We start from the raw sequence: 13,508 nt of genomic DNA on the forward strand, positions 1-13,508 counted from the left end.
ATTCCTTATACGGCAATCCACTCGCCGGTGGGAGAGGCTACCGACCTTTGACTTCTCAAGAATGCATCCACTGTGCCAGTTTGCGCGGCAATCAGCGCTCGATGATGGCGGTGACACCCTGCCCGCCCGCCGCACAGATGGAAATCAGCCCACGGCCCTTGCCGGCCGCATCCAGCAACTTGGCCAGGTTGGCGACGATACGCCCACCGGTGGCCGCAAACGGATGCCCGGCCGCCAGGGAGCTGCCTTTGACGTTCAGCCGGCTGCGGTCGATGGCGCCCAACGGTGCGTCAAGCCCCAGGCGCGTCTTGCAGTAATCCGCATCCTCCCAGGCCTTGAGTGTGCACAACACTTGGGCAGCGAACGCTTCGTGGATTTCGTAGTAATCGAAATCCTGCAGCGTCAGGCCATTGCGCGCCAGCAAGCGCGGCACCGCATACACCGGCGCCATCAGCAGGCCTTCGGCGCCATTGACGAAATCCACCGCCGCCGCCTCGCCGTCACGCAGGTAGGCCAGGATCGGCAAGCCGCGCTCTTTTGCCCATGCTTCACTGCCCAGCAACACCAGGGAGGCGCCATCGGTGAGCGGCGTCGAGTTGCCGGCGGTGAGCGTGCCCTTTTCGCTGCGCTCGAACACCGGCTTGAGGCTCGCGAGTTTTTCCAGGGTCAGGTCGGCGCGCAGGTTGTTGTCGCGGGTCAGGCCCAGGAACGGCGTGAGCAAATCGTTGTGCCAACCCTCCGCGTAGGCAGCGGCCAGGTTCCGATGACTGTCCAGGGCCAACTGGTCCTGCTCCGCGCGGGGAATCTGCCAGGTCTGCGCCATCAACTCGCAATGCTCGCCCATGGACAATCCGGTACGCGGCTCACCGTTGCGCGGCAGCTCGGGTTTGAGATGACGAGGGCGAAGTTGTAACAAGACTTTTAGTTTATCCGCCATGGACTTGCTGCGATTGGCCTGCAACAGCAGCTTGCGCAACCCCTCATTGACGCCGATGGGCGCGTCGGACGTCGTGTCCACCCCGCCGGCAATCCCACATTCGATCTGGCCCAGCGCGATCTTGTTGGCCACCAGCAACGCAGCCTCAAGGCCCGTGCCGCAGGCTTGTTGAATATCGTACGCCGGGGTTTGCGGCGACAGACGCGAGCCCAGCACGCATTCACGGGTGAGGTTGAAGTCGCGCGAATGCTTGAGCACCGCGCCGGCGGCCACCTCGCCCAGGCGCAGACCGTGCAGGTCATAGCGCTCGATCAGGCCCTCCAGCGCCGCGGTGAGCATCGCCTGGTTACTCGCCGTGGCATACGGGCCATTGGAGCGCGCGAAGGGGATGCGATTGCCGCCAATGATCGCGACACGGCGTAATTGAGTCATGGAAAGCTCCCTGATGGTTGTAGGTGGAATCATCCAGCCTAGACTGATCGAACGACTGCCGCCCCGGGGTGGTCAACCCTTTTGAACCCCAGCTTTCGGAGAGCGTTCCATGTCTGACCGTTATATCGACTTCGCCAACTCAAGCCTCGGCCATCGCCTGGTCGCCGCCCTTGGCCTGCCGTCGCCGGTACGCCTGGAACGCTGGCAAGCCGGTCGCCTGCGCCCGGTGGAAGGCGCGCTGCTGCTCGGCGGCGGCGGGCTGATACCCCACGTGCAGGCATTTGCCCACAAGCTCACCGATGCCACTTACACCTACGGCACCGAGACCTCGACCTGGATCCCCGGCCACGGCCCCAAACTCAAGGCGGTGGTGTTCGACGCCAGCGGGTTGCAGCACACCGATCAGCTCAAGCAACTGCGCGAGTTCTTCCAGCCCCTGCTGAAAAACCTCGCCAACAGCGCGCACCTGGTGATCCTTGGCCGCGCGCCGGAAAGCCTCGACGATCCCTTCGCCGCCAGCGCCCAGCGAGCCCTGGAAGGCTTCAGCCGCTCGCTGGCCAAAGAACTGCGCAACGGCGGCGTGCTCCAACTGCTGTATGTCGGCGAAGGCGCCGAAGACCAGTTGGAAGGGGCGCTGCGGTTTTTCCTGTCGCCCAAAAGCGCCTATATCTCTGGCCAAGTGCTTCGCCTCGAAGCCTGCGCCACACCCGTCGAGGATTGGACCCGCCCGCTGGCCGGGCGCAAGGCGCTGGTCACCGGCGCCGCCCGAGGCATTGGTGCCGCCATCGCCGAAACCCTGGCCCGTGACGGCGCCGAGGTAATTTTGCTCGACGTGCCCCAGGCCAAGACTGACCTCGACGCCCTCGCCGCGCGCCTGGGCGCCCGCACCATCGCCCTGGATATCTGTGCTGAAGACGCCGCCGGCCAGTTGATCGAACACCTGCCCGACGGGCTCGACATCCTGGTGCACAACGCCGGGATTACCCGCGACAAGACCCTGGCCAACATGACCCCCGAATACTGGGACGCCGTGCTGGCGGTCAACCTCAACGCCCCTCAGGTGCTGACCCGGGCGCTGCTCGACAGCGGCACCCTGCACGACCACGCGCGCGTGGTGCTGCTGGCCTCCATCAGCGGCATCGCTGGCAATCGCGGGCAGACCAACTACGCCGCGAGCAAGGCCGGGTTGATCGGCCTCGCCCAGGCCTGGGCGCCGCAGTTGAAAGAACGCGGTATCAGCATCAACGCGGTGGCGCCCGGTTTTATCGAAACCCAGATGACCGCGCACATTCCGTTCGCCTTGCGTGAAGCCGGGCGACGCATGAGTTCGCTGGGCCAGGGCGGCGTACCGCAAGATGTGGCCGAGGCGGTGGCCTGGCTCGGCCAGCCGGGCAGTGGCGCGGTCAGCGGCCAGGCGCTGCGGGTGTGCGGCCAAAGTCTGTTGGGGGCCTGACGATGCAGTGGCAAACATTGGATACGACGCCCTCGCTGCTGCCGCTGTACATGCGCGCGGCACTCAAGCGCAAGATCACCGGCGACACCCTGCCTGACCTGGGCTTGCGTTGCCGGGCAAACATCGACCCCAAGGCCGTGGCGGCCTATCGCAAGGTGTGCGGCTTTGCCGACAGCCCGATCCTGCCGGCGACTTATCCCCATATCCTCGCGTTCGGCCTGCAACTGCGGTTGCTCACCGACAAACGTTTTCCCTTCCCATTGCTGGGGTTGGTGCACCTGAGCAATCGCATCCGCATTCATCGCCCGCTGGGCGGTGTCAGCGAGCTGTCCCTCAGCGTGCATACGCAGCACCTCAAACCACATCCCAAGGGCGCCACCTTCGAGTTGGTGACCACAGCGCAGGATGCACTCGGTGTTTTATGGGAAGCCGAAAGCCGCATGCTGTGCCGGGGCGTGAAACTGCCCGGCGAAGCGGCCGACGATGCGCAGCCGGCCCCCGCCCCGCTCAGCGAACTGGCGCGCTGGAAAGCACCCGCCGATATCGGCCGGCGTTATGCCCGGGTCTCCGGCGACTACAACCCGATCCACCTGAGCGCCCTCACCGCCAGGCTGTTCGGTTTCCCCCAAGCCATTGCCCATGGCCTGTGGAACAAGGCACACACCCTCGCCGCGCTGGGCGAACACCTGCCCGCCGCCAATATTGAAATAGCGGTCGAGTTCAAGAAGCCCGTGCGCCTGCCGGGTGAAGTTGTGTTATTCACCAGTGCCGCCGGTTCCAGCGGCGAATTACGCTTGAGCGGCACCGGCGACATTGACCATATGCTAGGCAAGTGGCAGCCAATCGCCTGAAAAACCAAGATTAATTGTATATATACACCCTAAGTTATAGCGGACCTCCAGACGTCCGCTTTTTTATTCAAGCCACTGATTTTCATAAACTATATATCTTGATACATCCTCTCCTTATACCTTTGGCATTAGCCACTAAGTCCGTGTCGGGCGTCCGTATATAAATCGTTAATACCAAGTTGAGCATTGTGAGAACGCGCACCCGGGTCTGTGATGAATACACGGACAAACGTATCGCTATCCAAGAAATAACGAACGTTTGAAAACAACCCAAGGTTGTACAGGTGCAAGGAACTCAATCATGAAAACTCAAGTCGTGTTTTGGAAAGCAAGTACCGCGCTGGCCCTGGCAATAGCAATGACGCTGGGCGGTTGCAGCAGCGGTGGTGGCGGGCATCACAGCGGTGGTTCGGCTTCTTCTTCGGGCACAGGCGGTGGCGGCACTGATCCGGGCACCGACCCCGGCGGCAGTACTACGCCTCTGGTGACCGCACAAGTGGTCGACACTGCAGGCGGCATCGTCAGCAATCTCGGCGGCACAGTGAAAAGCCTGGGCACCACCCTCGGCAGCCTGCCGATTGCCGGCCCCACTGTGGGCGGCCTGGTGGACGCGGCCGGCAACGCGGTCGGCAGCATCGGCAATGGCCTGTCGGATGGCCTGGGCTCCCTGGGCACCGACAGCAATGCCCTCGGCAAAACCGTGGCGGGCGTAGGCAACGGCGTCGCGGACCTGGGCGATGGCGTCAGCGTCACCGGCGGCAATGTGGCGACGCTGCTGGGCAAAGTCCCTGTAGTCGCCGGCACTGCACCGGTGGTGGGCGGAGTGGTCGACAAAGTCGGCAACGCCGTGACCATGCTCGGAGATACCTTGAGCACCGCCAGCACCACCGGCCCGCTGGGTTCGGTAACCAACACCGTCGGTTCCAAAGTCCTGGTGCCTGTGGTGTCGCTGGTGGAAAACACCACCGGTAAAGTCGGCACCGCCACCGGCCTCGATACACCTGTGGGCGGCCTGCTGAAAAAAGTCGGTGATACCGTCGACGGCCTGGGCGACAAAGTCGCGGATGCGGGCGGCAACGGCAACCCGGTGACCGGTGCCGTGGGTGACGTGCTCAATGGCGTGGGCACTGCAGTCGGCAAAGCCAGCGGCTATGTCGACCCGAACGCAGACAACAACGGCGGCAATGGCAACGGCAATGGTGGTAACGGCGGCAACGGCGGCACCCCTAACCTGGGCCTGCCGGAGCTTATCGGAGGCGTGATTGCCGGGGCCAGCAACGGCCTGGATGCCGGCAGCACCAACGGCGTCGTCAGCGCCACTGGCGTCGCCGGTGGCAAGGTCGGCGGCACCGTGGCGTCGCTGGGCACCCTGCTCGGCGGCAGCGGCACCCCGAACACCGCCGCCGGCGCACCGGTGGGCGCAATCACCAGCACCCTGGGCAACGCGCTGAATCCTGTGACCAGCGGCGTCACCAGCCTGACCCAAAACGTCGGCAACGCCACAGGCCTCGGCGCACCGGTCAACGGCCTGGTGACTAACGTAGGCGGCGCCGTGAGCAACCTGGGTGGCGCCATCAGCGGTGCCAACGCCAACCCGGTCACCAATGCCCTGGGCGGCACCGTCAGCGCGGTCGGTGGCACCGTGGCGTCCATCGGCGGGCTGGTCACCGGCGGTACCGGCAGCACTGGCGGCCTGCTCGGTGGCGGTTTGAGCCTGGGCGCCAATGGTTCGGCCGGTGCCGGAGCGGGCGCCAATGCAAGTGGTGGACTGGGCGGGCTGCTCAACGGCCTGACCGGCAAAAAATAGAATTGCACCTGGCCGATTAGACGGCCTCACCTACAGCGCCTACGCTTGGTTGAGACGAGAGACCCCAATAAGTCTCTCGTCTTTTTTATGGGCCACCGAGTGCCCCAGCGAGTCTCCGAACCGCGCCGCGAGAGCCGGGCGGAATCTGCAAAATGCTGCTGCGAATTTGACCATGGAGTGTCCTATGCGCGCTTTGACGCCGTTGTTGTTGCTTACCCTCAGTACTTACGCCCACGCCGATACCCTGCCCAGCTTTCTCAACAGCAACGACACCATCCGCAACCTGCCCGTGCCCAACCTGCCCGCCGACGCCTACCGTCCCGTCACCCCGCAAACCCAGGTACCCACACCCGCGCCTACCGCCGGGGAGCCCTTGCTGATGGACACCAAGGTGACCATCCGCAAGCTGCAGATCGATGGCGGCACGGTCTACCCGCTCGAGGACGTGGCCCAGGTGTTCGAACCGCTGATTGGCCATGAGACCAACCTGGCGCAGTTGATCGAAGCCACGCGCAGCATCACTCGCCGCTATCAGCAAGACGGTTATCTGCTGTCCTACGCCTTTCTGCCGCAACAGAGTTTTGAAAACGGGCTGGTGCAGGTGGTGCTGGTGGAGGGCTATATCCGCGACTACCAATTGCAGGGCGATATCGGCCCGGTCTCGGCCTACGTCGACAAGCTCGCCGAAAAGCTCAAGGCCGAACGCCCGCTCACGCGCAAGACTTTCGAACGCTACACCACCCTGATGGGTGGGATTCCTGGCGTAACCCTGCAGGCTCAGGTGCCTCCGCCGAGCACCACCGACGGCGGCACTCGCATGCAGATCACCGCCAGCCGCAAGCCCTTCACCACCAGCATGAGCCTGAACCAGGCCAGTCGTAACGGGCTGCAAGCCCTGCTCACCGGCACCAGCAACTCACAGACCGCCATGGGGGAATTGCTGAGTTTCACCGGGCTGGTTCCACCGGGCCACGATAAGGAACACTACTACCGCGCGGCCTACAGCCAGTTCGTCAATGCCGAAGGCACCCAGTTGGTGCTGTCAGGCGAACGCTACCGCGCCGACCCGCGTACCAACGTGCAACTGGGCAGCGGCTTCGAACTCAAGCCACACCAGAAAATCGACCGCTACTCGATTGGCGTGAGCCATCCGGTGATCGCCTCGCCTACCGAGTCCCTGACCCTGGGCACCCGCTTCTATGCGGTCGACCAGACCACAGCCTACAAACTGGTGGGTTTCCCCCAGCGCCTGGAACTGGAAACCAACCTGCGTGCCCTGGCCTTCGAGGCTGACTGGCGCAAGGCCGACACCGACCAGCTGCGCATCCTCAGCGCCGGGCTGTACCAAGGCATCAACGGCCTGGGCGCCAAGGCGCGCACTGACTTCGAAGGGCTCAAGCCCGACCTCGACTTCTTCCGCCTGCGCCTGTCCGGCGTGCAGAGCAACAAACTTTTCGGTAATTTCCAGGGCGTGCTGTCCGGGGCGTTCTACTGGAGCGACGCGACCCTGCCCGACAGCGAGCGCGCCACCTTCGGCGGGCAGAATTTCGGGCGCGGCTACCCCGACGATCAGGGTTCCGGCGACAAGGGCTGGGGCGCGGCCTACGAGATCAACTACAGCTACAACCGTGACGGCGAATGGGTGCGCATCCTGCAACCCTACATCGTGTTCGACCGCTCCAGGACTTGGTTCAACGACTTGCCGATCAAGAGCAGTGACCTGTCCTCGGCGGCGGTGGGCCTGCGGTTTGGCGACGCCAAGTACTACAACATCGCGCTGGAAGCGGCCAAACCGATGTCGGACGTCGCCCTCGACAGCTACGATCGGCGGCCTCGGTATACGTTGAGCTTCAGTTACCAGCTGTGATTGTGCCGGGCACTTTCTTGCCAACCAAAGAGATCCCCTGCGAAGACGGCGGCACTGCCAACAAAGAGGCCGCCTGACCCACCGCCTTCGTAGCCTCGCCGGGGCTCGACAACTCCCACAGGGGATTGTCGGTGGCTGGGAAATCCTCTGTCAGCAGGGTCATCGCGCCGGGCACTTTCTCACCAACGATAGAGATCCACTGTGGGAGCTGGCTTGTCGGGTCGCCGCATCGCTGCGAAAACTGCGGTACTGCCTACACAGATGCCACCTGCCCCACCGCTTTCGCAGCCCCGCCAACCCTCGGCAGTCAAGAACGGGATTTGGGGAGAGGAAACAGGTTGTTCAACGTGTCGATCAATCGCGCCAGGTAGATGGGTTTGCGAAACAGGTCGAGCACCTGCAAGCGCAGCATGTCGCTCACGTCGTCCATCTCGGCATGGCCCGACATGACGATCACCGGCAGGTGATGGCGCGAGGTGTGTTCGCGCAGGCGCTTGATCAGGGAGATGCCACTTTCCTCGGGCATGCGCAGGTCGGTGATGACCAGGGCAATGTCCGGGTGCAGAGTCAGCTCCTGCAGGGCGAAGGTGACGGAGGTGGCGGTAAAGCACACGAACCCCTCGTTTTCGAGGGATTCGGCGAGCTCGATCAGCGCGTCCTCTTCATCATCCACTAACAGGATTTGTTGCCGAGTGGACAAAGAGGCGCTCATGGAAAAGATCCCGACACTAAGAATGTATTCAGGTTAGTCGTGTCGCGGCATTGATCAAGTGGAGCTGATGCTCGCCTGAATCACGTCGAACAGCGCCTTGACGCGCTGGCTGATCGGCGACATGAAGATCCCGATCACCGCCGCACACATCGCCGCCACGATGGCGTACTCGATCCCTGAGGCGCCTTCCCTGGCGCTGAATGCAATCTGCACTTTCACCCACACTTTGCGAATGCGTTCTGTGGCGAACATAGCGGGCTCCAATAAAGTTAGAAAGCGCCTTGCAACTTCCTTACGTACCGATGCCCGTTTGAATGGATTGGAAGATCGCTTTTACCTTGGTACTGATCGGTGTCATGAACAACCCGATAACCGCCGCGCACATTGCCGCGACAATTGCATATTCGATACCGGACGCGCCCTCTCTTCCGTAAGACAGAATCTGGATTTTGATAAATACCCTGCGAATGGCATCAAGGAACATTTGACTTCTCCTTTGCGCTGAGAGCGCCGATGTAGCGGTGTTGCAGCATGATTTCGCTTTGCCATTAGAGCATTGTCGGCAAATGCACTCCCAACAACTGTAATAAGCGACTAATCACAAAGTAGTAGCCAAATTCATGGCGTCAAAAGACCTGTGTTTTAAACTCGATACAGAATTTTTCTCCGCAGTAATGGCATTTTGTCCTAGCTGAACTACCTTCAAATAGCGAAATAGTTAGATCTTTAGCATGAACGGTTTGCGAAGTGACTGGATGGACCAGCCGGCAGGTTCAGCGGTAGGAAAGGGAGAGCCTTTATGAGCAGTCGCATCAGCATGATTCTCGCCGGGTTGCTATTGGTGGGTGCGTTGATTGCCGGGTATTGGGGCCTTGTATTGAGCCGTCCGGAACCGGTCGCTCCCACCGTCGCCGCACCTGTGGTCACGGTCCCCGTGGCTCCCGCTGAAGACCCAACCCGCAAATCCGTGGTGGTACTGGCCCACGACGTGCCGCCCTTCGTTGCGCTTACCGCCGCCGACCTGACCCTGGAAAAGCTGCGCACCGCTCCCGCCGGCAGCCTCACCACTCTGGAGCAAGCGATTGGCCGCACGCCTTGGCGTGCCCTTGAAGCGGGCACTTGGCTGACTGAAGAAAGCTTCTCGGCCGGCGGCAATGTCTCCCGGATGATCCGCCCCGACGAGCGCGCGCTGGCCGTCGCCGTCGATGAAGTCACCGGCGCCGGCGGGCAGTTGAACCCGGGCGACTACGTGGATGTGCTGCTTTACCTGCGCCAGGAAAACGGCAACCCGCAGCCCTCGGCGCAAACCGTGATCCCTGCGCTGCGCCTGCTCGGCGTCGGTGACCAGTTGGGGCTGACCAACGACGGCAAGCCCGGCTCCCCGGTCGCGACCACCCCGGAAGAAAAGGCCCGGCAACAACAGAGCCGCGCCAGCGCGCGCACCGTGTTGCTCGCGGTTCCCGAACAATTGATGAGCCGCCTGATGCTCGCCGCCCAATCCGGCGCGTTGCGCCTGGCCGTGCGCAGTGCCGACGAACAACGGCTGAGCCAGTACTGGGCGGGCGGCAGCGACGCACCGGCCAATCTGGAGACCGCCAAGCGCGACCTCTACCAGTTCAACCAGCTGGCCCTCACGGCCCCTCCCATCAGCAATTTCAGCCCGGCAGCCCACGGCGGCGGTGCGCCTCGTCGTTCGGGTGTCGAGGTGATACGCGGCAACCAGGTTACTCAACAAACGCCCTGATAGCGCTAAGGATGCCTTGAATGAGCAGTCGTTCCACGCGGTTTTCTTCACGAGTGTTCTGGGCCCTCGTTACCCTGACCCTGCCCGCCGGCGTCGTGCACGCCGCGTCCGGCAACTGTGCCAGCCTGGGCCAATTGCCCGCCGCGCTCGAAGTGGGCGAAGGGCTGCAACACGCCATGCAATCGCCGGTGGCCATTACCCGGCTGGCGGTGGGCGACCCGAAAATCGCCGACGTCCAGGTCAACAGCAACCAGTCCTTCCTGCTGACCGGCATCGCGCCCGGCGCCACCAGCCTGATGATCTGGACCGCCTGCTCCAGCACACCGCGCCAGAGCATGGTGTTCGTCAAGGGCAAGGCCACGTCGGCGTTGACCAACCTGTCACAGCCCCCTTCGGACGACCCGTTGCTGCCCAGCCAGGTGCAGACGGATATCCGCTTCGTGGAAGTCAGCCGCACCAAACTCAAGGAGGCGAGCACGTCGATTCTGGGGATCGGCAAGAATTTCCTGATCGGCAGCCCCAATCTTTCGGTGCCCAGCCCCAATACCCTGGCGCTGCCGGTCAGCCAGTCCAATTTCAATATCGGCTTTGGCGGTGGTCGGGTGTCGGCCATGATCAACGCCCTGGAAAGCAGCGGCTTCGCCTACACCCTCGCGCGCCCCAGCCTGGTGGCACTTAGCGGCCAGAGCGCGACCTTCCTGGCCGGCGGCGAAGTGCCGATCCCCGTGCCCAGCGCCGGCAGCGACACCATCTCCATCGAATACAAGGAGTTCGGCATTCGCTTGACCCTGACCCCGACCGTGGTCGATCGCAACCGCATCACCCTCAAGGTCGCACCGGAAGTCAGCGAGCTGGATTACAGCAACGGTGTGCAGATCCAGGGCATCCAGGTGCCGGCCCTCACCGTGCGCCGCACCGACACCAGCGTGTCCCTGGCCGATGGCGAAAGCTTCGTGGTCAGCGGCCTGATCAGCAGCAACAACCGCTCCACCATCAACAAGTTTCCCGGCCTGGGTGACATTCCGGTGCTGGGCGCGTTTTTCCGGGACTCCAATATCAGCCGCGAGGAAAAAGAGCTGCTGATGATCGTCACCCCGCACCTGGTCCAGCCGCTGGCTGCCGATGCGCAGTTGCCGTCCTTGCCCGGCGAAAAACTGCGCAGCTACGACCCGAACTGGTACCGCCTGTTCTTCCTGGAGAACGGCAATTTCGACCGCCGCACGGGGTTGTCCCAATGAGCGAGAGCCTGAGCCAGACCTTCCTGGCAATTACCCGCAACAGCACGGACCTGGAATGGCTCCAGGGTGCCCTGGCGCCCCTGGGCCAGGTGGTCAGCGCCGGCGGTGGCAGCCTTGACGAGCTGCTGGCGCTGGTCGATGTGACCTTCGCCAACCTGGTGTTCATCGGCCTGGACCGTGAAAACGTCACCAACCAGTGCGCCTTGATCGAAGGTGCCCTGGAAGCCAAACCCATGCTCGCCATCGTTGCCCTGGGCGATGGCATGGACAACCAACTGGTACTCAACGCCATGCGCGCCGGAGCCAGGGATTTCGTCGCCTACGGCTCGCGCTCCAGCGAAGTGGCCGGCCTGGTGCGCCGCCTGAGCAAGCGCCTGCCGGCGATGCCCCATCAGACGACGCACCTGGGCGGCCTCACCGTGTTGTACGGCACCCAGTGCGGCACCGACGGCGCCCTGCTGGCCAGCCATATGGCCCATGTGGTGCAGAAGAGCGGGCAACAGACCCTGGTACTCGACCTGGGCCTGCCCCGGGGTGACAGCCTGGCGCTGCTGGGCCTGGAAAGCTCGTTTCACTTCGGTGACGCCTTGCGTCATTTGCGCCGCCTCGACGCCACGCTGATCAACAGCGCATTCACTTCGGCCGAAGACGGCCTGCGCATCCTCGCCTACACCGACAGCGACGAGCCCCTGGAACAGACCAGCGCCGCCGAGCTGTACATGCTCCTCAGTGCGCTGCGCCAACACTTCCAGCACATCGTCGTCAACCTCACCGGCCAACCGGACAGTGAAGCGCTGCGCACCTTCGTCAGCCATTGCGACAAGCTGTTGTGGTGCACCGACCAAAGCGTGCTGGACTGCCGACGCAACCTCGCGGTGCTCAACCGCTGGCGCGAAAAAGGCATGAAACTGGAGCACGGGCGGCTGCTGGTCGACCGCTACATCAAAGGTGCCGCACCCGAGGCCGAGGCCCTGGGCAGAACCTTTGGCCTGGAAGTGATTGCGGTGCTGCCCCTGAGCGCGGAGATCCGCCTGAACGCCAAGAACCAGGGCCAGTCCCTGTTCACCCTGGCACCCCGCGAGCCACTGACTCAAGGTTTGCGCACCCTCGGCGAGCGCCTGGCAAAACGCTCCGAAGGCCTTGAAGCGCCGCCGGCCAACTGGCTCACCCGCCTCTGGGGCACCAAATGAGCACCGAAAAACTCTTCGGCGTGCCCAGTCGCGGCGCAGTCGGCAATACCGACCATGACGGCCTGAAACTGGTGCTGCACCGCTACATCATCGACGCCATCGAAGAGTCCGGGAAAAACCTGCTGGAGGGCACGCGCCAATCCCTCGCGCAATTTGTGATCGATAAGGTCGCCGAATACATCACGCGCATGCACCTGGCGATCTCCCGCTACGAGATGGAGCGCCTGGCCGAAGAGATCGTCGACGAACTGACCGGTTTCGGCCCGCTCGAAGTCCTGCTGCGTGATACCTCGGTCACCGAGATCCTGGTCAACGGTCCGCACCGGGTGTTCATCGAGCGCGACGGCTTGCTGCACCAGAGCGACCTGCGGTTCATCGACGATCACCATGTGGAGCGCGTGATGCAACGCATCCTCGCGCCCCTGGGGCGGCGCCTCGACGAATCATCACCGATGGTCGATGCGCGCTTGCCCGACGGCAGCCGGGTCAACGCAATCATCCCGCCGATTGCCCTGGATGGTCCGTGCCTGTCGATTCGGAAGTTTCGCAAGGACATGCTCAAAAGCAGCGACCTGGTGGCCATGCAGACCATCGACCAGGCGATTTTCGAGTTCTTCCAGGAGGCCGTCGGCAAGCGCTGCAACGTGCTGATCAGCGGCGGTACCGGCACCGGTAAAACCACGCTGCTGAACATTCTCAGCCAGTTGATCAACCCCCATGAACGGTTGGTGACCATCGAGGACGTGGCCGAACTGCAACTCGGCCACCCGCACGTGGTGCGCCTGGAAACCCGTCCGCCCAATGCCGAAGGCCATGGCGAGGTCAAGGCCAGCGACCTGATCCGCAACGCCCTGCGGATGCGCCCGGACCGCATCATCCTCGGCGAGATCCGTGGCGTGGAAGTGCTGGATGTGCTCACCGCCATGAACACCGGCCACGACGGTTCAATGAGTACCGTGCACGCCAACAACGCCCAGGACGCGTTGTTGCGTCTGGAGACACTGGTGGGGCTGACTGGCCGCGTGGTCGCGGAAAAAACCCTGCGCCAGATGATCTGCGCGGCGCTGGACGTGGTGATTCAACTCACGCGCCTGCCCGACGGTCGTCGCTGTGTGAGTGAAGTGGTGGAGGTGGTGGGCGTGCGCGATGACGTGTATGTCACCAACACCCTGTTCCGCCACGACAAGCGCACCGGTTTCGGTTTCCTGCGCGAAGCCATCAACCCCGCCGGCGAAAAACTGCGCCGCGAAAGCCACCTGCCGCTGTAGGAGGTCGTG

12 protein-coding genes are annotated in these 13,508 nt (G+C 63.2%); 8 read left to right on the forward strand and 4 right to left on the reverse strand.

Annotation, left to right across the window (positions count from 1 at the left end):
* Positions 1–91 precede the first annotated feature (91 nt).
* A complete protein-coding gene (locus tag ACW9IB_RS16410) occupies positions 92–1,369 on the reverse strand; it encodes an acetyl-CoA C-acetyltransferase (protein ID WP_457414482.1) in 1,278 nt (425 codons plus the stop codon).
* A 109-nt stretch (positions 1,370–1,478) separates the two neighbouring features.
* On the opposite strand from ACW9IB_RS16410, the gene ACW9IB_RS16415 reads away from it, so the two are divergent.
* The 4 genes from ACW9IB_RS16415 (at position 1,479) to ACW9IB_RS16430 (ending at position 7,347) form a co-directional block, all read left to right on the forward strand.
* A complete protein-coding gene (locus tag ACW9IB_RS16415; protein ID WP_457414484.1) occupies positions 1,479–2,822 on the forward strand; it encodes a 3-oxoacyl-ACP reductase in 1,344 nt (447 codons plus the stop codon).
* 2 nt (positions 2,823–2,824) lie between these two features.
* Positions 2,825–3,673 (forward strand): MaoC family dehydratase, encoded by an 849-nt coding sequence (locus ACW9IB_RS16420; protein WP_457414487.1) that lies wholly within the window; start codon positions 2,825–2,827, stop codon positions 3,671–3,673.
* A 301-nt stretch (positions 3,674–3,974) separates the two neighbouring features.
* Positions 3,975–5,480 carry a collagen-like triple helix repeat-containing protein gene (locus tag ACW9IB_RS16425; RefSeq protein ID WP_457414489.1) on the forward strand — a complete coding sequence of 502 codons (1,506 nt, stop codon included), beginning with the start codon at positions 3,975–3,977 and terminating at the stop codon, positions 5,478–5,480.
* Between the two features lie 184 nt (positions 5,481–5,664).
* Complete coding sequence (locus ACW9IB_RS16430; protein WP_457368373.1) at positions 5,665–7,347, forward strand: ShlB/FhaC/HecB family hemolysin secretion/activation protein; 1,683 nt, start codon at positions 5,665–5,667, stop codon at positions 7,345–7,347.
* Between the two features lie 307 nt (positions 7,348–7,654).
* On the opposite strand, the gene ACW9IB_RS16435 is transcribed toward ACW9IB_RS16430, so the two are convergent.
* Genes ACW9IB_RS16435 through ACW9IB_RS16445 form a run of 3 tightly spaced genes read right to left on the reverse strand, consistent with a single transcriptional unit; the run spans position 7,655 to position 8,543 of the window.
* Positions 7,655–8,059 carry a response regulator gene (locus ACW9IB_RS16435; protein ID WP_457368374.1) on the reverse strand — a complete coding sequence of 135 codons (405 nt, stop codon included), beginning with the start codon at positions 8,057–8,059 and terminating at the stop codon, positions 7,655–7,657.
* A 54-nt stretch (positions 8,060–8,113) separates the two neighbouring features.
* Entirely contained in the window at positions 8,114–8,311 is a 198-nt protein-coding gene (locus ACW9IB_RS16440; protein ID WP_457414490.1) for a Flp family type IVb pilin, read from the reverse strand.
* A gap of 40 nt (positions 8,312–8,351) precedes the next feature.
* Complete coding sequence (locus tag ACW9IB_RS16445) at positions 8,352–8,543, reverse strand: Flp family type IVb pilin (protein ID WP_457368376.1); 192 nt, start codon at positions 8,541–8,543, stop codon at positions 8,352–8,354.
* Positions 8,544–8,858: 315 nt separating this feature from the next.
* Between ACW9IB_RS16445 and cpaB the strand changes: the two genes are divergently transcribed.
* From cpaB to ACW9IB_RS16465, 4 genes are read left to right on the forward strand one after another with little or no spacing between them, the layout of a single operon-like run.
* Positions 8,859–9,803, forward strand: coding sequence for a Flp pilus assembly protein CpaB (cpaB, locus tag ACW9IB_RS16450; RefSeq protein ID WP_457414492.1), 945 nt, complete (start codon positions 8,859–8,861; stop codon positions 9,801–9,803).
* A gap of 20 nt (positions 9,804–9,823) precedes the next feature.
* On the forward strand, positions 9,824–11,041 hold the full coding sequence (locus ACW9IB_RS16455; protein ID WP_457368378.1) for a type II and III secretion system protein family protein: 1,218 nt from the start codon (positions 9,824–9,826) through the stop codon (positions 11,039–11,041).
* Complete coding sequence (locus tag ACW9IB_RS16460) at positions 11,038–12,231, forward strand: pilus assembly protein (RefSeq protein ID WP_457368379.1); 1,194 nt, start codon at positions 11,038–11,040, stop codon at positions 12,229–12,231. The genes ACW9IB_RS16455 and ACW9IB_RS16460 overlap by 4 nt, the downstream gene beginning before the upstream one ends.
* Complete coding sequence (locus ACW9IB_RS16465) at positions 12,228–13,499, forward strand: CpaF family protein (RefSeq protein WP_457414493.1); 1,272 nt, start codon at positions 12,228–12,230, stop codon at positions 13,497–13,499. Before ACW9IB_RS16460 ends, ACW9IB_RS16465 begins: the two co-directional genes overlap by 4 nt.
* Positions 13,500–13,508: the final 9 nt, after the last annotated feature.

The sequence above is a fragment of the Pseudomonas sp. SDO524_S393 genome, assembly GCF_054071875.1.

What these genes read in the sequence shown, in the direction of transcription:
- ACW9IB_RS16410 (WP_457414482.1), bottom strand. Translation starts at nt 1,369, where the DNA reads ATGACTCAATTACGCCGTGTCGCGATCATTGGCGGCAATCGCATCCCC.
- ACW9IB_RS16415 (WP_457414484.1), top strand. Translation starts at nt 1,479, where the DNA reads ATGTCTGACCGTTATATCGACTTCGCCAACTCAAGCCTCGGCCATCGC.
- ACW9IB_RS16420 (WP_457414487.1), top strand. Translation starts at nt 2,825, where the DNA reads ATGCAGTGGCAAACATTGGATACGACGCCCTCGCTGCTGCCGCTGTAC.
- ACW9IB_RS16425 (WP_457414489.1), top strand. Translation starts at nt 3,975, where the DNA reads ATGAAAACTCAAGTCGTGTTTTGGAAAGCAAGTACCGCGCTGGCCCTG.
- ACW9IB_RS16430 (WP_457368373.1), top strand. Translation starts at nt 5,665, where the DNA reads ATGCGCGCTTTGACGCCGTTGTTGTTGCTTACCCTCAGTACTTACGCC.
- ACW9IB_RS16435 (WP_457368374.1), bottom strand. Translation starts at nt 8,059, where the DNA reads ATGAGCGCCTCTTTGTCCACTCGGCAACAAATCCTGTTAGTGGATGAT.
- ACW9IB_RS16440 (WP_457414490.1), bottom strand. Translation starts at nt 8,311, where the DNA reads ATGTTCGCCACAGAACGCATTCGCAAAGTGTGGGTGAAAGTGCAGATT.
- ACW9IB_RS16445 (WP_457368376.1), bottom strand. Translation starts at nt 8,543, where the DNA reads ATGTTCCTTGATGCCATTCGCAGGGTATTTATCAAAATCCAGATTCTG.
- cpaB (WP_457414492.1), top strand. Translation starts at nt 8,859, where the DNA reads ATGAGCAGTCGCATCAGCATGATTCTCGCCGGGTTGCTATTGGTGGGT.
- ACW9IB_RS16455 (WP_457368378.1), top strand. Translation starts at nt 9,824, where the DNA reads ATGAGCAGTCGTTCCACGCGGTTTTCTTCACGAGTGTTCTGGGCCCTC.
- ACW9IB_RS16460 (WP_457368379.1), top strand. Translation starts at nt 11,038, where the DNA reads ATGAGCGAGAGCCTGAGCCAGACCTTCCTGGCAATTACCCGCAACAGC.
- ACW9IB_RS16465 (WP_457414493.1), top strand. Translation starts at nt 12,228, where the DNA reads ATGAGCACCGAAAAACTCTTCGGCGTGCCCAGTCGCGGCGCAGTCGGC.